This window comes from Pantoea eucrina (genome assembly GCF_001691555.1).
Classification (GTDB): domain Bacteria; phylum Pseudomonadota; class Gammaproteobacteria; order Enterobacterales; family Enterobacteriaceae; genus Pantoea; species Pantoea borealis.
In genome coordinates this window covers 738370-758190 of sequence record NZ_MAYN01000008.1, presented here as the reverse complement: position 1 = coordinate 758190, position 19821 = coordinate 738370, and the positions used below count along the sequence as shown (strand labels likewise).

The window sequence follows — 19821 nt, the reverse complement described above, 5'->3', positions numbered from 1 at the left end:
TTAAATATATTTACTTTACTTAATGAGTTTTCTTTAAAAGAATATCTCTATAAGCTACTGCCCGATCAACTGCGGAGGGCAGCCGGGATTGAATGTTATACATGATTTCAATTTTTTCTTTTATCTTGTCAGGATTTTTGTATGCATTGGTTATCACTGATGCAATATTTTTGCAATCCATAGGATCAAAATAAAAAGCACCATCTCCGCATATTGTTTTCGCGAAACTAAGATCTGAAGTAAAGATCGGAACTTTCATGAATCCTGCTTCAGGATATGAAGCACTAAAGCATTCAAGTAAAGTAGGAAGGAACATTCCATCTGCATGTGAATAGACTTCAGGGCATTGTGAATTTTTAATTTTCCCAAGCAGAATAAACCTGTGCCAAAACTTCTTATCAACACTTTCTAAAAATGAATCATCTAAAGTTAAAACAAACTTATAACGCTCTGGCAGTATATTTATTAGTTGATGAATAATTTCCAGATTCTTATGAGGGTAGTTATGAGATACTGTTAAAAGCCATATATCACCCGGCGTTTTTTTTAAGTCTAATTCTTTAGATGACAAGTGATCTCTTTTACAGTTAAAATAAGAACTTATTGTATTAGGAACAACAAATATATTATCTTCTGAAAACCCAATCTTCTTGCTTAATAAATTCTTAGCATCATCAGTTTCTACAATAATTTTATGCGCATTTTTTTTGTAAAAATAAGGCTGAAGCTGCAGCAGAAGCATTTTTTTAGCTTTCTGTAAAAATGATAGCTTTCTGAAAACCAGCTTCGTATCATATATAAGCCATGGAAGGGCAAAACCAACAGTATGATTATCTACTTTAGGGCTCCAATAACTGGGTCCAAATACAGTAAATACATGCAATATTTTATAATCTGCCACAAATTTATCAAGCTGTCTGCGTGCTTCAAAATTAAATAATCCGGAAGGACTTTTATTTATAACAAAGCATTTTTTTCTGGCATTGTGGCTTAATTGCTCGAAAACAGGTGGTGATACTGCAGCTATGAACTCATTTTCAATTTTAGCGAGCTCTTCAATCACGGAAATGCCTACCTGCATTCCACCACCTACGTAAAGATTACTTGCATTGATCAATATCATTTATCGCTTTTTTTCCAATGTTCATAGACAGACTTTGCTCGTTCAGCATCATCTGTCTGCGCATCAATCATTTGAAGCAATGAATTAGAGTATGGTAAGTATTGCTTAGTAAAGTATTCGTTATCTGAAAACTTCAACCAACTCAAAACTATTGCAGCTATAAAAGCAAAAGAAAAAACAAGTCTATTGAATATAAAATATTTTACTCTGATTACATATGCAAAGGATATTAACATTACTGGAATAAAATACTCATCATATCTAGAGGTTATAGTTGAAAACGGCATAAAATATACGTCTATTAGCAACATAATTGCAAATAGTATTTCAACAATATTAATCATCGATGTAAGAATGCGATCTTTAGCTAAACTTTCTTTTATTTTGCGCCTATTTAAGCAATACAAAGTAAACAGTAATAATTTGAATAGATAATTGAAAGTTATAGCTGTTTCTTCGCTAGCGTTTGTAGCATACCAAACTATTTTAGCTAAATAAGGATTACTAAAGGCACCACTCAAAAATTTTATGATTTCAACTACAGGAAAAACTTTTGCAATAGCAAGCGCAAACCCACAAAAAGCGACTACTTTTATAATGTTAAAAGTGTTAGCTCTAAATATAAATGGTATAAATACAAAGGGCAATAATGAGATATGTAAGGAAGACCCAATCAAACAAAAAATATAGTACTTCGATTTTTTCCCTTCGATAAAATATTTAAGTGCAATATAAAATAAAGCAACTGCAATTATCTGTCTCAATGCCTCAACGTTAAAGCCAAAAGAGATAATAAAATAACAACATATTGAAAAAACTGGATAGGGAGAGTAACTAGAAAAAAAACGGTATAACGCTAAGATTATTATGCCGGTAACACATGCTGAAAAAAACCAGAAATTGAATATAAATGAGCTGAGCGAAGCTAGAAAAAGATACCCGGGCTCAATAGTAAGGTTTTTCTCCAGCCCTTCATAACTCTCCTGATAAAATAACCAGTCAACACCAACTTCATATCTAAGACCAATAAAAGTGAAAATAAAAAAAGAAGCTATTATCAATAGTTTATTTTTATGGCTCATTGATACTACATCAAGCAAAGCAAAAGATGCCGTAGCAATAATAAAAAGAAAATAAGATATCATTCTAATCGCTCAGTTTTTTAAGCAAATTAACTTTGAGGAGAAACGCTGTTATTAAACCAGTCAAGATTATTTTTATTGTAATTGCAATCCATAAAGTAAAACTCTTGTCTACAACTCCCGAAACATAATAAGCAGCCATAAGGACAAACAAATATATGGCAATATAAATAAAACTAATGCTGTTATTTTTTGTAAGGAAGGTTGATGTGAGATAATGGAATATCGTTAACATCAAGTAAGCAAAAGCCGTAGCCCAGGCAGAACCAATTATTCCGTATTTAGGTATCAATAATATATTAAGGCCTATATTTATCGCCATAGCCAGCATGGTAGCAAACGATATAAAAAAAGCTCTTTTTTTATAAAAGACGAAGTTGGCGTAACACAAGTAAAGATGCGTAAAAGCGTTGGCAATTATTATAATAGGTAATATTTCAATGCTTGAATAGTAGTTTTTGTCTGCAACTAAGAGAATAACTTCTTTTGAAAAAAAGATACCAATAACACCTATAGCAAGAATAAGATAAGCACTGGCTTTAGTCGTATCGGTGATTTTTTTCCTTGAATCCATCTCAATATGTTTGAATAATCTTGGTTGCCATGACGAGTTCCATGCCATGATCAAGACCACCATTCCCATAGCTATATTGTAGGCAAATGAGTAAATACCAGCTTCTCCGGAACCAATCATATTATTTATAATAATTCTGTCCGCTTGTGATAAAAGCGAGTTAGAAAGAACGTGTATAATTAGCGGCACAGAAAAATACAAGGCGTCTTTTAGCTCACTTGAATTAAATGAACCATTGGAAATAGACTTTAGCTTCCTGAACAAGAAAAAAATTATAATCGTACTGATGATTAGCTGAGCATATATTTTTGAAAGATACTGCTCCCTGGTCATGAAATATGCGAATGTGAATATTAATATGATTTCGCTTATTTTAGATAAAACATTTATTTTTACATAGACTCCACTTTGACGAGATGCCTGAAGATAACTGGTATATATATATATATAACTTAATAACACGCAAATTAACATAACCCATAGAAAATCACTTTCACTAATACCCAAAATCACAGCCATATATTTTGCTATAATTGGTGAAATACAAATTAAAAACAGCTGAAATGGTATCAAAAATGAAAAGATAGATTTTAGATAGTTATTGAAACCTTCGGATTTTAGCATATATCTGTTAGTGACTGCGTTTTGAAGATTCAAACTCACAAATACATACATTATCATTATTGCGGTATTTATAATGGATAGCTTTCCATATTGTTGCGGATCCATTATTCGCGATAAGAGAGGCAGCGAAATAAACAAAAAACCCTTTACGAATACATCTCCTAGAAAATAGTTTCTAAAGTCGCGAATCATTTTACTTTTCATAATTATTTACTTAGTGACTTTGTATAGGAATCGATCTGGATCTTGCTATTTTCATTGATATCCATACTCTGCAATTCTTTTTTGAAATATAGATATAAATTGCTCATATCATTGATTGCACGTTTTAAGTCACCCGCGCTATCACTGTTAAAAACAATTCCATTATTGCTTTTAACAATGTCCTTATTGCAACCAACCTTATCGCTTACTATAACAGGTAATCCTGCAGCAAGCGCCTCTTCTACTACAAGCCCCCAAGGTTCTACAATCGATGGCAGAATGAAAACATCAGATTCAAGTAGCAAATCGCTAAGCGCTTCATTTTTTATATAGCCCGTAAATTCTATATTTTTTTCCGCCAGCTGCTTTAATTCGTTAGATTGCGGACCTTCGCCAACAATTTTTAAAGGGATTCCTGTTTGGTTGAAAACCTCAATTAATAATTTTAAGTTTTTTTCGTGAGATAATCTCCCAATATATATATATCTTAATGCATCACAATTAGCTGTTATTTTATTTTTATTAGCTTTTAATTTATGATTGATAATCCCTACACCATGAGTTATGTGTATATCACCTTTAAAAATAACATTCTTCAAGATCTCATTTTGTAAGAATCCTGCTGGATAAGCTGATGACATTCTTTTTATGTAAAGAGATTTTATTTTACCTTTTAATCCAGTAAAGTCACTCTCTATAACACTGCTTTCTATAGCAATAGCATTTTTGTTTTTATTTGTAAATAATGAGTTAAAGAAAAACTCTTTTATTTCCCAGCCCGGGTAAATTAACCTTTCATATTTGATGCTGGCTAGCTCTTTGGCAAGTCTAAGCGAGCATAAAAATTTATTTCTATCCTCGTAATTTCCATCAGATAAAAATACATGCTCAAAATTCATATCAAAATTAAAGAAATCGTTATTTCTAATGTTTGATTTATTAGATACAAATATAACTTTTATATCAAGATGCTTAGATAAGCCATTGAAAAGATTTACTTTATAAAAAGCAGGGAGATTTGTTATAAAAACAATGTCAAAACTCTTCATTTATCACCCGATCTATCAAATGCTCCCATTGCTTTAGCACAGTATTAGCTCGAAAATCATCAATGCTCTCAGGAGCTATTTTATTTAATTGTTCGATTTTCTCTGGATTAGAAATCATTTTTTCTAACTCTATAGCAAGAGCTGAGACATCATTGGCTTTCACTAAAATTCCATTATTTTTATTAAGAATTGATTTAGGTCCGGCTGGGCAATCAAAACTAATACATGCCAGACCAAACGATAACGCTTCGACCAAAACCATGCCAAGTCCTTCATAACGCGAACTTAATACAAAAACTTTTGCTTTGTTATAATAGTCTGCAATATTCTTTTCGAACGGTATTATGTTTGCGTTTTTTAACGATTTATCTTTAATAAAATTGAGAAGATTGTCTCTCTCTTCCCCATCCCCCACTATTAACAATTGCCAATCCGAGCTGTCAATTTTTTCCCAGGCACGTAATAATAAGTCAAATCCTTTTTGATGAGTTAATCTGCCAACTGCTAAAACAACATTTTGTCGGGCATCAGGGGGTAAAATAATAACAGGATCTTCAACTATATTATTAATTACGAAATGTTTCCCTTTCGGGAGCCATGCATATTTATTTTCATCTTCCCGGGTAAGCGATACAACAGCACTTATTTTTTTATAAATTTTTATTCTTGCTTTCTTTAAAAGACTATTTATTACATCATACTCAAAGTGCTCAATGGCTATAACTTTATCATATCCTGACTTTTTGATGAGCGCCGTCATTTTTACATCACAACTAATTGCTACAGCTGTTTCAGGATTGATGATATTTCTTAACTTACGGGATTTATTTATTATGTAGTAAATATCAAAAAATGCACCTTTCAACAGGCTCATTTTCCTGTTGTACATGCTTTTTTCTAACTCATCACTTAAGGTAATTAACTCAACTTTTCCATTAATATTAAAACTTACGTCTGAATTCTCTTTATATAAAGAAACTATTTTTACACGATATGATGAGCTCAATGCGTTTGCCAGAGATATCGTCACGCGTTCTATTCCACCTTTAGCTGAAACATCACCTAAAAACAGATGTATTTCTTTTCTTTTATCTAATAAATTGCCTGAACACTCGCTCACTATTTTTATTATCCTTATGCTTATTTATCATTTCTGATATTTCGTTCCTTTTACCTGCGAATATATCATTCCCTTTTGCCAATTCTTCGAGTTCGATAAGAAGTTCTTTTTGCGTATGAACTTTAGCGCCAGGCATCCAGGACTCCACTGGCTCTAATGTAAAACCGCTCCTGTTTTCAGCGTAAGCATCAAGGTCAGGAATTAAAAAACAAATCGGCCTATTTAGTATCATGAAGTCAAAATAAGCGGACGAGTAATCGCTGATCAAAATATCAGATTTTGCCATCAAATGATTAACATCAATATCTTGCTCTCTTAGAATAGCAGTTGTTATTAGCGTTATACATTCTCCGAGATTGATGTTTAGCAAAGAATTTTCTTCATATGGATGTAATTTGACAATAAGATGATAATTTTTCCCAATTAAAAAATCATTTAATTCAGTTAAAGAAAAATCTTTTACTCTGAGAAAATTATCTCTTTCTATTTTTTCACCGTCTGAATATTCTTTCGCTTCTTGATTCTCTCTGAAGGTTGGCATGTAAAGTATAACTTTTTTATTTTCTTGGATTCCTGCTAATAAGTCATTTGCTTTATCTTCCTCAAAAAGATAATCGTTCCTGGGTTGCCCAGTGATGTATACATTGTTTGCTTTTTCTCTAAAGCTTGCTGAAATAATTGATCGCATAATTTCTGATGAGGCAATTCGGTAAGCGGAATAATCCTCCATTCCCTGATAATCATAATCCCCAAGATAACATATCTTTTTTAATGGCATACCATGCCATAAGCTGATATAAACCTGGTTCTTACCTTTAACGCCAATCATTTCATTATGCGTTGTAACAATATATTTTGAGCGTATAAAGCAGAAAAACCATCCTACTGATTTTGGTTTGACCGTTTTCAAATCTGGATATGCGCTTTGATTTTCAATTACCCAGACTAAATCAAACTCCGAATGATTTAGTTTTATAAATTCATAGAAGGCTCTTGCATTACCACTGAAGTCAGGCCTGCTTTTGAATAGAATGAGTTTATCTTTTTTAGGTATGATTGAGTTAATTGCACAAAATAAAGCTTTTAAAATTTTAACGACTATTTTTTTCATTGTCATCTTTTACTCGACTTCACAACTTCAATAATTTCTGTGGTAGATATTGAAGGTGTTCTTGGCAGATAGATCACTTTACATACATCATTCACCCAGTCAAATCTTCCCGCCCAGTCATCACCCATAACCAACACATTGGCATCATAGTTGAGTATATATTCTTTCTTTTTTTCTAAAGATTCTTCTATAAATACCTCATCTACATATTTTAAAGCGCTGATTATTTTACATCTGTCATTTTCATTGTATATGGGGTATCGACCTTTTTTACTGAAATTCAAATTATCAGAACTGACTCCGACAATCAGATAATCCCCTTGTTTAGCAGCTCTTTCCAGAATATTGATATGCCCTACATGAAAAACATCAAAGGTTCCGAATGTTATTACTTTCTTCAACCCGAATCTCCTTAAGACAAATGAATATAAAGCTCGTTCAGAGGTAGAAAAATCAAGGGGAAAATTTTAATTTTTACCTATGATTCAAAGAATTATTAAGAAAATGCAATGCTACCGCCCCTGGCATAGCTACCAGAAGCTCAAATCATTCAATCTGTTAAGCATCCATAATACAAATTATCACCTGCAAGGATAATTGCTAAACTTTCAATTAACAACTAAATTCAATCAAACATTGCTTTAATTTTAAACGATTAAGCTGCGCAATATAAAAAAACCCCTCGGACATCTGTAACTCTGTTACAGCGTCTGAGGGGTATATTTATTAGATTGGCTTAATTATAACCATTCGGATTCTTTGACTGCCAGTTCCACGTATCGCGCATCATCGCATCGATGCCGCGGGTCACGCGCCAGTCCAGTTCATTGTTCGCAAGCGTTGCATCGGCCCAGAAAGCGGGCAGATCGCCGTCGCGGCGCGGTTTGAACTCGAACGGGATCGCTTTACCGGAAGCCGCTTCGAACGCTTTGATCATCTCCAGCACGGAGAAGCCAACGCCGCCGCCGAGGTTGTAAGCTTTATAACCCTCAACCTTGCTGAGGTGATCCAGCGCTTTCAGGTGCCCTTCTGCCAGATCGACGACATGGATATAGTCGCGCTGTGCGGTGCCGTCTGGCGTTTCGTAGTCGTTACCAAACACGCCGAGCTTGTCGAGACGACCAATCGCTACCTGTGCAATGTACGGCAGCAGGTTGTTCGGGATACCGGTCGGGTCTTCACCAATCTCGCCAGACTCGTGCGCGCCTACCGGATTGAAGTAGCGCAGCGCGATAGCTTTGAATTTAGGTTCCGCTTTGGCGAAATCGCGCATCACAAACTCAGTCATCAGCTTGGAGGTGCCATAAGGACTGGTGGTGCCGCCAATCGGCGTGGTTTCCACATAAGGAACCGGGGCGTCAGCACCGTACACGGTGGCTGATGAACTGAAGATGAAGTTCCAGACGCCCGCGTCGCGCATCTCTTCCAGCAGGACCACGGTGCCGGCTACGTTGTTTTCATAGTATTCCAGCGGCTTGCGCGTGGATTCACCAACGGCTTTCAGCGCAGCGAAGTGGATCACAGCAGAAATGCTGTGGCTGGCAAACAGATCGCGCAGGCAGGCGCGGTCGCGGATATCGCCTTCAACGAATACCGCTTTTTTGCCCGCCAGTTTTTCAACGCGGTTGATCGCTTCGCGTGATGCATTGCAGAGGTTATCCAGAACCACCACGTCGTCACCGCGCTCCAGCAGCGCCAGTACCGTATGGGATCCGATATACCCTGCCCCGCCCGTTACCAAAATAGCCATGTCTACTCCTTGGAAACCGCGCAGGCTGCGCGGTATGGAAATGCTTACTTATCCAGAATCTTATGAATCGCTTCGCGGAAGTCGCGGCCCTGTGCGTTGCTGCGCAGGCCATAAGAGACAAACGCCTGCATATAGCCGAGTTTGCGGCCGCAGTCGAAGCTGGTACCGGTCAGCAGCTGCGCATCAACCGGTTTGGTTTTGCTCAGCGAGGCGATGGCGTCAGTCAGCTGAATACGGCCCCATGCGCCTGGCTCGGTTTTTTCCAGCTCAGCCCAGATGTCTGCAGAGAGCACATAGCGGCCAACCGCAGTCAGGTCAGAATTCAGCTCAGCGGCATGCTCTGGCTTTTCAACGATGCTGGTAATGGTGCTGATATCACCCGGGTTATCGATAGGCTGCTCAGTGGTCAGTACGCCATACTCAGAGAGATCTTCATTCGGCATATGTTTTGCCAGGACCTGGCTGCGGCCGGTCTCTTCAAAACGCGCGACCATGGCGGCCAGGTTATAGCGCAGGTGATCGGCAGTGGAGTCATCCAGCAGCACGTCTGGCAGCACAACCACAAACGGGTTGTCGCCAATCATCGGGCGCGCGCAAAGTACAGAGTGACCCAGACCCAGCGGATCGGCCTGACGGACGTTCATGATGGTAACGCCTGGCGGGCAGATGGACTGCACTTCGCTCAGCAGCTGACGCTTTACGCGCGCTTCCAGCAGGGCTTCCAGCTCGTAGGTGGTGTCGAAGTGGTTTTCCACCGCATTTTTGGAAGCATGGGTGACCAGCACAATCTCCTTAATGCCTGCCGCCACGCACTCGTCAACGATATACTGAATCATTGGTTTGTCGACGATAGGCAGCATCTCTTTTGGAATGGCTTTAGTCGCAGGGAGCATATGCATACCGAGGCCCGCAACCGGGATTACTGCTTTAAGCTTGGTCATATTTGTTCCATTTTATGAAGTGTAGACATGCATCGATTATGCAGTAATGGCCGCTCGGGCAAGTATAATCTTTATCTGAAAAGCCGACACTAACTCTCTGTCACAGCATCAGAAATTAGTGATCAGGGGCGGTCAGCGTCGGTAATTTTCCGGGCAAATTCAAGCGCTAAAGGCGGGTAAAAGCGTGACGTAAATAGCATTCTGCTATGGGGGTTAAGACCGGCGTTTTTCAGAATGATACGACGTGCAAAGAGCAGTCAGACAGCAAACAGGGGCGTCGTGAAGAACGCCCCTGCAGGATCGGCTTTTTGGCCAGCGCATAAGCCTGACATCGCCGCACCCATCACTGCGCCGATAACCCGTCCGCCTGCGCTTTCATACCCCTTACACCATCTGCTCCAGAATTTTCGCCAGCTCTCCGTAAGCAATATGCTGGTTAAACTCGGTTTCAACTTTATGGCGCGCGGCAGCCACTACCGGTGCAACATCAATGTCGCCGCGCGACAGGCGCAGTAATGTAGCAGCCAGCTCATCGGCATCGTTCTCAGAGACCAGCCAGCCGCTGACGTTGTTCTGGATCAGCTCCGGAATGCCGCTGTGGTAGGTGGATACCACCGGCAGCCCCACCGCCATGGCCTCCATCAGCGCCACGGGGATCCCTTCCATGTCACCATCGGCAGCCGTTTTTGAGGGCAGCAGGAAAATATCAGCGTCGTTAAGCGCCTGACGGATCTCCTCCTGCGGCTTGAAGCCCGGCATGCTGACCATCTCTTTCAGGCCGGCACGGGCGATATGTTCACGCATCATGCCTTCCTGCTCGCCGTTGCCGATGATGGTGAATTCAAACTGGCCGCCTTTATCGCGCAGAATTTCACTGGCTTTAACTGCAACGTCCAGCCCTTTTTTCTCAGTCAGGCGCGCCACAGAGACGATGCGCAGCGGCTGGTGAAACGCTTCGCGCGGCCGGAAGTTGAATTTCTCCGGTTCGATACCCATCCGCGTTACGTGCACTTTTTCACGCGGACAGCCCATCTCAATCAGTTTGTTTTCCCAGAGGTGGCTGATAGGCAGCATCAGTTCGCTCTGCTTAAACAGATTAATGTAATCCTGCTTGTGCTCCTCGAGGATATGGCGGCGTGAGATATCTGCACCGTGGAATACGGTCGCCTGCTTGCCTTTCAGTACGCCCAGTTCACGCAGTTTGTTTGCCAGCGCGCCGGCATAGCCGAAATGCACCAGAAAGACGTCGGCGGTGAAGGTCTGCTTCGCGTTAGCAACGATCGCCGGCAGCAGCAGCTTCTTTGCCTGTGCGCCGTAGCGTCCCACGTTGAGCGATTTGATCAGCGCCGGTTTGGCGATCTTCGGCAGCATCAGACCGATACGCTGCGTGAGCTTGTCGAGGTTCGATACCTTCTCTTCCGGCAGCAGATAGTGCGTTTTTGCCGCCAGGTTATAGTCGTCGAACGCGGCGTGACGGTTGATCATGTCACCCGGGAACACCGAGATGATTTCAACGTCATAGCCGGCATCAATAAAGTGGGTTACCTGGTTGAGGACAAACGTCTCAGAGGCAACCGGAAAACGCATGGTGAAAAAGGTTAACTTCATCACTTACCCCAATACATTCAGAAGTTCTTCGGTGATGCGGTTGCCTGTTTCACGCTTCTGCGCGACCGCGGTATTTACGTTCAGTTTCAGATTGCCGTGGTCAGCCAGCACTGTCTTGCGCTGAACGCGGGCCATCAGGCTCCGGGGCGTTTTACTGTTGTGCGTAAACAGCGCATTCTGCTGCTGCAGATAACCCGGGCTGGCCGGATAACAACGGATACCGGCACTACCCGGGTTTGCGCATGCTGCCTGCAGTGAGTCAGTCAGCCTGTACAAAATTACACCACCACCGCCATTCCCGCAGGTATGATTACCCGCCAATAAAATCGTCATACAAACTCCAGATATATTTTTTGTAATTCTTACAAGCCGCCGCTTCTATCCTGAGCAGCAAAGTGAACTCTGGCAAAAAAAACTGCAATGGGACAACGCCCGAAAAATGGTGCCAACTGCCTGTTATCTAACCTAAAGCTTCTTACGTAATTTCAGGGGCGCATAAATGCGCCCCCTACCTATTTCGCAGGGGCGGCATTCATGCCGCCCCAGGTTCAACGTTTTTTACCCCTTGAGCGCAAAATAAGGCATCGCGACCTGCTCGCCGTTGATCACCACTGACACAAACCCTTTAGGCTGGCGCGTATCCACCTGTTCCGGTTTCAGCTCGCGTGACGCCATCAGCAGGTCACCCTGCTCATTGCCGCCGATGCCCGCTTTACCGTTATGCAGGCTGAACCGCTGCGGCGCCTGCTGGCTGCCGTTGCCCGGCGTGCCTTTTACCATGGTGGCATCAACGCGCGCGCAGCGTCCGGTCATAAAGCGATCTTTGGCGGTGCTTTTTATCAGCACCACGGTGGCCGGCGTCCAGCCTGCCAGCCTGACCCAGACTTTGGTATCGGTGTCGGAGCGCGCTACCAGCCGTACCTCCAGCACCGGAGCGCTGCCTTCGGCTGACCAGCTCGCCTCCGCTTTCTGCGTTTTGCGCTGCAGATGGATCACCGCCCGCCCGCCGGTCTGCTTGCCGCCGGTGACATCCATCATCGGCGTATCATCGGTGCCGGGGCTGAACTGTGACTGGCCAAACAGCTCAATCTCCCAGCTATCGCCCACGTCAGGTGAGTAGAAATTACCCAGTTCGAACCACGTCGCCTGGTTGGTGTTATTACTCAGGCGGAAGCGCGAGGTGATGTAGTTGTATTTAAGGCTGCCGTCGATGGCAACGCCATAAGACTCCACGCGGGTGGAGCCCATCTCCCAGATGCTCAGCCAGCGCTCGCCCTGCAGCGAGTTGTCGATCCAGCTGCCTGACTGCAGGTTCGTCTGGCGCATATTGAGACGCGAGTTGCGCGCATTAAGCGGGTTTTTGCAATCTTCCAGGCTCAGCGCGTCGATGATCCACTGTCCGTTAGAGATATCGCCAGGGTGCTCGCTGTGCTCAATCCAGCCGTTATGAATAATCGACTGACTGCAGCGCGGCAGGTTCAGCACCATTCCGCCGGTACAGCGCTGGGCGTTGAAGTTAGAGAGCTCTATCGCCGTGCTGTGATCCCAGACACCCGCTTTCTGACCTGACCAGCCCGCTTTGATGACGTCACCGGTACAGGTATCGGCATACCACTGGTCAATTTTGCAGTCGAGCGTATCGAGCAGGCTGATTGAGGTGCCCCCTACGCGGTTAAAGCGCAGGCAGGCGCCGCGAAAGAACTGGCCGCCCGGGCAGGTGTTGCTGAACAACCCCTGCCGGTTGGGCCGCTTATCATTCTGGCCGTTGAAGTTAAGGTTTGAGATCTCCGTCCAGCGCGCTTTGACTTTAAACACAAAGTCAGAGCGGCCGTCAGAGACCAGCGTGGTCGCCGGAAAATAGCCGAAGTTAACCATCGCGCCGGAGATGCGGAAGAAGCGCTGCTCCTCCTCGCCGAAATCACAGCCGGTGACAAAAAATTTACCGGCCGGGAACTGCACGCAAATAGGCTGATTGTTATCGAGCGACCACTGATACATCGCTTTGATGGCCGGGGCCGCGTCTGTTTTTCCGTCGGCAATAGCACCAAACTCAAACAGCGTCAGGCGATTAAAGTCTTCCACCACGCGCCGCCAGTAAAAACCGTTGCCGCTTAAGATAACGCCGTCATCATCGCGCGCATCGCCATAGGCACCGACAAATTCGCCGCCCCCCACTTCCAGCCCTTCATGCCAGCTCTTGAGCTTGATCTTGGCACCGGCAAACAGCGGGCGGGTTTTACGCAGCTCCTCAACGGACGGGATCTCACCAATCAGCTGATAGCCGTTCGGCTGGGCCAGGCGCTGGCTGAAATTATTCTGACCGGGGCGTGAGACATCGGTAATGGAGAAGAGCGTGTTTCCCTCGCTGTCTTCCACCGCCATGGAGTGCGCCGGATTAGCGATCAGCGCAGCGTTATCATGGATAAATTGCGCAAAGTTACCTTTGTTCAGCGCAATCGGCTGGCTGATTTGCGCCACTTTGCCGCTGGCGTCGCGCAGGTAAACCGGGATCTGATTGCCTTTTTGACTGGCGTCGCTGCCCGCTTTACCGATCCACAGCCTGCCTTCAAAGTTCTGCCAGAACTGCGGCGGCATGGTATAGACATTTTCCGGCGTGAGGATCGGCACATCGCCCTGCGGGACGCTGGCTGGATCGACCGGTTTCAGCGCGGGCTGGCCGCTTTTCGCTGCGTAGCTGGAAAATGCGCTTACGGAAAGCGCGGTCACAATGGAGGAGGCGGCTGCCTGCAACACTTCTCTTCTTTTCATGCGTTCAATCCCGTGGTCAAAGTCAGTGTGTCCCGGCAGGCATCAAAAAGCATGGCGCTTATACCAGCGCCAGCCAGCTCTGTTTGATCTGATTACCGTCAAACTTGAGTGCGGTCTCTTTTGTCTTATCGCTCATGGCAAAGAACAGCGCATCATCGCTGGCAAGCTGTTCCATCCGCGCCAGAAACGTGGCTTTATCATTCATCGGCACCAGGAAACCATCTTCGCCGTGATTGATGATCTCCTGCGGGCCGGTCGGGCAGTCATAGGCCACCACCGGCAGGGACCAGGATTTCGCTTCCAGCAGCACCAGCGGCAACCCTTCATAGCGTGACGTCATCAGCGCCATATCGCTGTCGCGGTAATAGTCGTTAATGTTGCTGACCTTGCCGACAAAGTTCACGCTGTTGGTAATACCGAGTGCGGCAGCCTGCTCATGCAGCTGCTGGCGCAGCTCGCCATCGCCGGCAATCGCCAGCGTCCACTCCGGATGCTTTTTGCTGAAATCTGCCCAGATATCCAGCAGCAGATCGAACCCTTTCTGGTTATCAAGCCGCCCCACCGCCAGCGCCTGACGACTGCGCTGACGCCGTTCAAAGCCTTTGTACACTACCGGGTTGGGGATCTGCTGGCTGCGGATATGCCAGCGGCTGAAGACCTGCTGATCTTTATCCGTCAGGACAATCACGCGGTCGTAGTAGCGCAGCAGCAGCCATTTCATGAGTTTGATCGGCTTGCTGAAAGAGTTGATGGCGATATGCTCGCAGGCGTAGGCTTTAAAGGTTTTTTTCTTTAGCGTCATCAGATTCCAGAACGCAAACATCACGCTCAGGCGGCCCATACTGATGAGGAAAACGCTGTCAAAACCGTCCTGATGGATACGTGCTACGGCGCTTTTAATCGGGTTGCTATGGCCTTCGAAACTGACGATCTCTTTTACATGCGTAAAGGGATAAAAGGTTTCGCCATGGCCCTCAAGAGAGTAAATAGTGACGGCGTGCTCTTCACCAAGGCACTCTGACATGAAGTTACAGATGTTCTCGGTGCCCGCATAGGAGTAGGCATCTTTGATCACCAAAACGACTTTTTTCATTTAACGCTTTCCACCTCAAAAATACAGAACGTAAAACCCATACTGGCTGCATGACTGCACGCAAACATGCGGATTTCAGCGATGCTTCAGGGCGAAAAGAACGCCATTCACCATATACCATGTGTAATAGTAATAGACTTTTAATGGGTTGTTTTTATAGATAATTCTTAATAATTCCAGATGCCATTTCGCCGCCTTGTTTTTGTTCCGCGACAGAGAATCACCCAGCTCGTAATAGTTCACCAGCGTCTTGCGGATCACCCGCGCCTGTTTGTAGCGGGAAAAGAGCTCGTAGAGGAAAAGAAAGTCTTCATGCCCTTTACGCTGGAAGAAGATCCCCTGCGGCGGACGACGGAAACAGACTGATGAGAAGCAGACGCGATACTGCTTCTTCACAAAGTTATCCTGCTGCAGATACGGTTTGCCCCAGGTGATATCGTGTTCGGCGCTCTGCGTTTTATAGTGGTAATGCGTGATAACAAAGTCATCGCCGGCGGCGATGGCGGCAGCCTGCTCAGCCAGTTTCTCTGGATGCCACTCATCATCGCTGTCGAGAAACGCGATGATCTCTTCACTCGCAGCACGCAGCCCGACGTTGCGCGTTTCTGCTGCGCCCTGATTAACCTCATTGCTGAGAATAGTAATGCGCGCATCCTGGCAGTGCTCACGCACCAGGGCCAGAGAGTCGTCGGTGGAGGTGTCATTAACCAGATAGAGATGCCAGTCGCTGTAGGTCTGTTTAACAATCGACTCAACCGCGCGCAGTACGGTTTTACGTGCGTTATACATCGGCATCACAATACCGATGGTGCCAACATGATTTGTCATTTTTATTGCCCGGAGTGTCAGGAACCAAAAAAATTGCTCCCGCGCGGGGAGCAAGTGAATGCGTGTCAGGAGACCGCTTTTCTGCCGCCAAACCGTGATTTCACCTTATCCATCAGACGATTCATAAAGTAGGCGCGGTTGTCGCGGTTGGTCAGGAAAAAGTAGCGGGCAAAGCTCAGGCTTGCCTGCAGCGATTTACCGTCCATCTTGTAGCGCAGCGGCAGTTTGAATGCCTTATAGGTATGGACGTCACGCGTCGTCAGGTGCGGCTTCATGCTATCCAGCCAGAAGTAGGAGTACTTTACCGACTCCCCTTTGTGCTTAGAGCCAAATTTGGTCACCAGGTGATAGGTCGCCAGCGGTTTGGCAATCATCACAAACTCATAGCCCAGGCGATCGGCGCGGATACAGAAATCGTAGTCCTGATGGCGGATATAGCGCGTATCAAACTGGATTTTCAGCGCATCCTCGCGCTTCAGCACGATGGTACTGGTCTGGATAAAGCCGTAGCAGCCAAACAGATATTCAGCGACGGTCTCATTTTTGCCCGGTGCCTGCATCGGCATCACTTTCAGAAAACGGCCATCCTGGTGAATATTGACCTGGCTGAAAATGACATAACGTGACTTCCCCTGCGCTTCCAGACGCGTAATGGTGTCGCGTACTTCTGAAAGTTTATCCGGGTGCCACTCGTCATCCGCATCAAGGAAGCTGATAAAGTCGCCTTCAGCCAGTTCAATACCTTTGTTACGGGCGCCGGCGCCGTTGAGTTTGACCTCAGAAAGCTCCAGCTTAATTGTCAGCTCCTGATAGCGTTCATCCCGTACCACCTGCGCCAGCTCTGCCGCGTCAGCCGATTTGTCATCCACAATGATGACTTCAAAATTACGATAGCTTTGCGCTTTAACGCAGTCGAGCGTGGTGATAATCGATTTCGACGCGTTATACGCCGGAATGACGATTGAGAAGCGAATGTCCTGCATTGCCAGCACCTCTTAAACAGCTGTTCCAGATCCAACGGTAGCGCGAGCAGGCCCCGGAAAGAAATCGGTTTTATTCCGAAAAATCATACCGTTATTACTCTTTCTTCTGAGGATGCCGCGTACCATTACGGAAATACCAAAGATTGTGCTGTGTGTATATTTGAGTGCAAAACGCACCGAAAAAATGGCGTCAGCCTGAAAAGGCGTTGCCCGGCTGTGAGCCGCTGTGCTTCACCATAAAAACGGGGCGGATAAACCGCCCCGTGAAGGTGTTATTTAGCTTTTAGCTTCTTTGCCGTATTCGTAGTTGTAGTAGTCGTAACCATAACCGTAGGCGTTTGACGCTTTGCGTACCACGGCGTTGAGGATCACGCCCTTGATCTCAATGCCGTTCTGCGCGAAGCGCTTGTAGCTGACATCCAGTTCTTTCGTGGTGTTGGTTTCAAAGCGTGCAACCATCAGCGACGTCCCTGCCAGCTTACCAATGATAGAGGCATCGGTAACCGCCAGGATTGGTGGGGTATCGATCAGCACCAGGTCATAGTTTTTGCTCGCCCACTCCAGCAGCTCACTCATGCGACGATGCATCAGCAGCTCAGACGGGTTAGGTGGCACCTGACCGCGTGGCAGGAAATCAAAGCCGTAGACGCCGCGCTGAATCATCGCCGGAGAGAACTCAGTCTTGCCGGAAAGGACGTTAGAGAGGCCCTGCTTGTTATCCGCACCCAGCAGCTCATGGGTGTAGCCGCGACGCATATCACCATCGATAAACAGCACGCGCTGACCCGCTTTGGCGACCAGAGTTGCCAGGTTGGCACAGACAAAGGTTTTACCAATGCCCGGGCTGGCGCCGGTGATCATCAGGATGTTGTTCTTCGCTTCCATCATCGCAAAGTGCAGGCTGGTACGCAGGCTGCGAATCGCTTCGATAGAGAGGTCAGTCGGGTTACCCAGCGCCAGCAGCGTATTGTGCGGATCGCTTTTCTCTTTGTGACCACGACGCGCCAGTGCTTCAGTATCTTTCTTGCGCTGCCACTCAGAGAGCGGGACGCTGGCGTAGACGTTCATGCCCAGCTCTTCCAGCTGCTCAGGGTTGTCGATACCGTGATGGAACAGCGCTTTCAGCAGCACCAGACCGACCGACAGCAGCAGACCCAGAATCAGGCCAGCCAGTATAATCAGGGTTTTCTTCGGTGCAACCGGGCTACCGGCCGTTTCAGCGTTATCGATGATGCGGACATCACCTACGGTGCTTGCCTTGCTGATCCCCAGCTCCTGCTGACGGTTCAGCAGCTGCATGTAGATCTCCTGGCCCGACTGTACGTCACGCGTCAGTCGCAGGATCTCCTGCTGCGTCTGCGGCATAGAGGAGATGCGCTTGTTCAGCTGAGCCTGCTCCGCTTCCAGCGTTTTGCGTTTATCCAGCAGCGCGCGGTAGGTCGGGTGATCTTTGGTGAACAGCTGCGACACTTCTGCTTCACGGAAGGTCAGCTCGTTCAGCTGGCTCTGCACGCTGACAGAGGTATCCAGAGCGGACTTCGCTTCCAGCGACATATCAACAGACGCGTTCTCGCGGCGGAAGGTGTTCAGCTTATCTTCCGCATCATCCAGCTTGGCACGCACCTGAGGCAGCTGATTACGCAGGAACTGCAGGCTCTTTTCCGCCTGTTCAGACTTGCGCTCAACGTTCTGCAGCAGGTAGTTGTTGACGATCTGGTTCAGGACACGGCTCGCCTGCTCCGGATCTTCATCACGGTACTCAAGACCCAGTACGCCGGTGCTTTTGCCTTTATCGGCCACGGTCAGCGCGCCCAGTACGGTTTTAATCGCCTGCAGGTCGGTCAGTTTGGTGACGCTGAAGGTCGTGCCTTCATCTGCCTGAATACCGCTGACCAGCATGGTGACTTCGCCATGCTGCTCCAGCTGACCCACGCGGCCTTTGAACAGTTCGTCGCCGTCGCTGCTCACGGTATAGGTATCTGCACCGGTAACTTCCAGCTCAACGGTACGCTTGTCGATGCTGCGCGGGATCTCCAGACGGGAAATAGCGATCTGTCCCGGCTTGTTACCCATCAGGCGCGACAGGCCTTTACCAATGACCGGGAAGTAGTGCTGCTGCACTACGCTGTCCAGACCCAGATCCTGAACGGTTTTGCCGATGACCATACGGGATTCAAGGATCTGAATCTCGGTATCAGAGGCTGGCATGGCTGGCAGAACGTCGGTCAGATCGTTCAGCACCGAAGCGGTGTTTTTCTGCTCAACCTGTACCATGGCGTCTGCGCTATAGATTGGCGTCGCAAACAGTGTGTAGAGCGTTGCCACCAGCATAAAGAAGGCGGTAACGGCAACAATGATCCAGCGGTGATCAACCAGCTGTCCCACAAGATGCGCCAGATCCCATCCATTCGAATCTTCTTTTGGCGCGGTCATGACCTTGTTTTTAATATTCATGGATAATCCCAACTATCGGCTTAATACGTTGACCCATTTCTGGGTTGCGTTGTCCAGTAACCCGTACACAGCGTCGAAGGCCTCGCGGCTCTTTCGGTACGGGTCCGCAATTTCCTGTTGATTAAGCCAGTGCCCCAGCAGCATCGTTTTTCCGCGCGCGGCGGGATCGATGCGGTTGACCTGCTCAATATGGCGCTTCTCCATCACCAGAATCAGGTCGAAGTCACGGCACATTTCTGCCGTTAACTGCTGTGCCTGATGTCCGTCGAGTGAGAGGCCATGCTCAGCGGCAACCTCACTGGCCATCTTATCGGCCGGATACCCTTCCAGGGCACCCAGGCCGGCCGAGGCCACGCGCGTTTGCGGCAGTGCCCGTTTCAGCAGCCGCTCGGCGGTTGGCGAACGGCAGATGTTACCTACACAAACCACTAACACTGACTTAATCATG

At 46.2% G+C, this 19821-nt stretch carries 17 protein-coding genes; all 17 read right to left on the bottom strand.

Annotation, left to right across the window (positions count from 1 at the left end):
- Window positions 1-19: 19 nt before the first annotated feature.
- The 17 genes from BBA90_RS09610 to BBA90_RS09530 all read right to left on the bottom strand — a co-directional run bounded on the left by BBA90_RS09610 (window position 20) and on the right by BBA90_RS09530 (window position 19820).
- Window positions 20-1123, bottom strand: coding sequence for a glycosyltransferase (locus tag BBA90_RS09610; protein WP_065648929.1), 1104 nt, complete (start codon window positions 1121-1123; stop codon window positions 20-22).
- A complete protein-coding gene (locus BBA90_RS09605; protein ID WP_065648928.1) occupies window positions 1120-2268 on the bottom strand; it encodes an EpsG family protein in 1149 nt (382 codons plus the stop codon). Before BBA90_RS09605 ends, BBA90_RS09610 begins: the two co-directional genes overlap by 4 nt.
- Window position 2269: 1 nt before the next feature.
- Window positions 2270-3667 carry an oligosaccharide flippase family protein gene (locus tag BBA90_RS09600; protein ID WP_065648927.1) on the bottom strand — a complete coding sequence of 466 codons (1398 nt, stop codon included), beginning with the start codon at window positions 3665-3667 and terminating at the stop codon, window positions 2270-2272.
- A 2-nt stretch (window positions 3668-3669) separates the two neighbouring features.
- Window positions 3670-4716, bottom strand: a complete 1047-nt coding sequence (locus BBA90_RS09595; protein WP_065648926.1) for a glycosyltransferase — start codon at window positions 4714-4716, stop codon at window positions 3670-3672.
- A complete protein-coding gene (locus BBA90_RS09590) occupies window positions 4703-5836 on the bottom strand; it encodes a glycosyltransferase family 4 protein (RefSeq protein ID WP_065648925.1) in 1134 nt (377 codons plus the stop codon). Before BBA90_RS09590 ends, BBA90_RS09595 begins: the two co-directional genes overlap by 14 nt.
- Window positions 5805-6947 carry a CDP-glycerol glycerophosphotransferase family protein gene (locus tag BBA90_RS09585; RefSeq protein ID WP_065648924.1) on the bottom strand — a complete coding sequence of 381 codons (1143 nt, stop codon included), beginning with the start codon at window positions 6945-6947 and terminating at the stop codon, window positions 5805-5807. Before BBA90_RS09585 ends, BBA90_RS09590 begins: the two co-directional genes overlap by 32 nt.
- 2 nt (window positions 6948-6949) lie before the next feature.
- Window positions 6950-7348, bottom strand: a complete 399-nt coding sequence (locus BBA90_RS09580) for an adenylyltransferase/cytidyltransferase family protein (RefSeq protein ID WP_065648923.1) — start codon at window positions 7346-7348, stop codon at window positions 6950-6952.
- 335 nt (window positions 7349-7683) lie between these two features.
- Window positions 7684-8697 carry a UDP-glucose 4-epimerase GalE gene (gene galE, locus BBA90_RS09575; RefSeq protein WP_065648922.1) on the bottom strand — a complete coding sequence of 338 codons (1014 nt, stop codon included), beginning with the start codon at window positions 8695-8697 and terminating at the stop codon, window positions 7684-7686.
- Window positions 8698-8741: 44 nt separating this feature from the next.
- Window positions 8742-9638 carry a UTP--glucose-1-phosphate uridylyltransferase GalF gene (galF, locus tag BBA90_RS09570; protein WP_065648921.1) on the bottom strand — a complete coding sequence of 299 codons (897 nt, stop codon included), beginning with the start codon at window positions 9636-9638 and terminating at the stop codon, window positions 8742-8744.
- A gap of 384 nt (window positions 9639-10022) precedes the next feature.
- Window positions 10023-11246 carry a glycosyltransferase gene (locus tag BBA90_RS09565; RefSeq protein ID WP_065648920.1) on the bottom strand — a complete coding sequence of 408 codons (1224 nt, stop codon included), beginning with the start codon at window positions 11244-11246 and terminating at the stop codon, window positions 10023-10025.
- Window positions 11247-11249: 3 nt separating this feature from the next.
- Window positions 11250-11579, bottom strand: a complete 330-nt coding sequence (locus BBA90_RS19310) for a hypothetical protein (RefSeq protein WP_065648919.1) — start codon at window positions 11577-11579, stop codon at window positions 11250-11252.
- 225 nt (window positions 11580-11804) lie between these two features.
- Window positions 11805-14015, bottom strand: coding sequence for a phage tailspike protein (locus tag BBA90_RS09555; protein ID WP_065648918.1), 2211 nt, complete (start codon window positions 14013-14015; stop codon window positions 11805-11807).
- Window positions 14016-14073: 58 nt separating this feature from the next.
- A complete protein-coding gene (locus BBA90_RS09550) occupies window positions 14074-15108 on the bottom strand; it encodes a glycosyltransferase (protein ID WP_065648917.1) in 1035 nt (344 codons plus the stop codon).
- Window positions 15109-15183: 75 nt separating this feature from the next.
- The gene (locus tag BBA90_RS09545; protein ID WP_065648916.1) at window positions 15184-15936 is read right to left on the bottom strand and encodes a glycosyltransferase family 2 protein; all 753 of its coding nucleotides are present in this window, start codon (window positions 15934-15936) and stop codon (window positions 15184-15186) included.
- A 65-nt stretch (window positions 15937-16001) separates the two neighbouring features.
- A complete protein-coding gene (locus BBA90_RS09540) occupies window positions 16002-16919 on the bottom strand; it encodes a glycosyltransferase family 2 protein (protein WP_065648915.1) in 918 nt (305 codons plus the stop codon).
- Between the two features lie 276 nt (window positions 16920-17195).
- A complete protein-coding gene (gene wzc / locus BBA90_RS09535) occupies window positions 17196-19373 on the bottom strand; it encodes a tyrosine-protein kinase Wzc (RefSeq protein ID WP_065648914.1) in 2178 nt (725 codons plus the stop codon).
- Between the two features lie 12 nt (window positions 19374-19385).
- Window positions 19386-19820 carry a protein-tyrosine-phosphatase gene (locus BBA90_RS09530; RefSeq protein ID WP_039385385.1) on the bottom strand — a complete coding sequence of 145 codons (435 nt, stop codon included), beginning with the start codon at window positions 19818-19820 and terminating at the stop codon, window positions 19386-19388.
- Window position 19821: the final 1 nt, after the last annotated feature.

Bases quoted from the DNA above. Each gene is read 5' to 3' on its own strand.
- BBA90_RS09585 (WP_065648924.1), bottom strand. From the start codon at position 6,947: ATGAAAAAAATAGTCGTTAAAATTTTAAAAGCTTTATTTTGTGCAATT.
- BBA90_RS09610 (WP_065648929.1), bottom strand. From the start codon at position 1,123: ATGATATTGATCAATGCAAGTAATCTTTACGTAGGTGGTGGAATGCAG.
- BBA90_RS09550 (WP_065648917.1), bottom strand. From the start codon at position 15,108: ATGAAAAAAGTCGTTTTGGTGATCAAAGATGCCTACTCCTATGCGGGC.
- galF (WP_065648921.1), bottom strand. From the start codon at position 9,638: ATGACCAAGCTTAAAGCAGTAATCCCGGTTGCGGGCCTCGGTATGCAT.
- BBA90_RS09555 (WP_065648918.1), bottom strand. From the start codon at position 14,015: ATGAAAAGAAGAGAAGTGTTGCAGGCAGCCGCCTCCTCCATTGTGACC.
- BBA90_RS09605 (WP_065648928.1), bottom strand. From the start codon at position 2,268: ATGATATCTTATTTTCTTTTTATTATTGCTACGGCATCTTTTGCTTTG.
- BBA90_RS09565 (WP_065648920.1), bottom strand. From the start codon at position 11,246: ATGAAGTTAACCTTTTTCACCATGCGTTTTCCGGTTGCCTCTGAGACG.
- wzc (WP_065648914.1), bottom strand. From the start codon at position 19,373: ATGAATATTAAAAACAAGGTCATGACCGCGCCAAAAGAAGATTCGAAT.
- BBA90_RS09545 (WP_065648916.1), bottom strand. From the start codon at position 15,936: ATGACAAATCATGTTGGCACCATCGGTATTGTGATGCCGATGTATAAC.
- BBA90_RS09600 (WP_065648927.1), bottom strand. From the start codon at position 3,667: ATGAAAAGTAAAATGATTCGCGACTTTAGAAACTATTTTCTAGGAGAT.
- BBA90_RS09540 (WP_065648915.1), bottom strand. From the start codon at position 16,919: ATGCAGGACATTCGCTTCTCAATCGTCATTCCGGCGTATAACGCGTCG.
- BBA90_RS09595 (WP_065648926.1), bottom strand. From the start codon at position 4,716: ATGAAGAGTTTTGACATTGTTTTTATAACAAATCTCCCTGCTTTTTAT.
- BBA90_RS09530 (WP_039385385.1), bottom strand. From the start codon at position 19,820: ATGATTAAGTCAGTGTTAGTGGTTTGTGTAGGTAACATCTGCCGTTCG.
- BBA90_RS19310 (WP_065648919.1), bottom strand. From the start codon at position 11,579: ATGACGATTTTATTGGCGGGTAATCATACCTGCGGGAATGGCGGTGGT.
- galE (WP_065648922.1), bottom strand. From the start codon at position 8,697: ATGGCTATTTTGGTAACGGGCGGGGCAGGGTATATCGGATCCCATACG.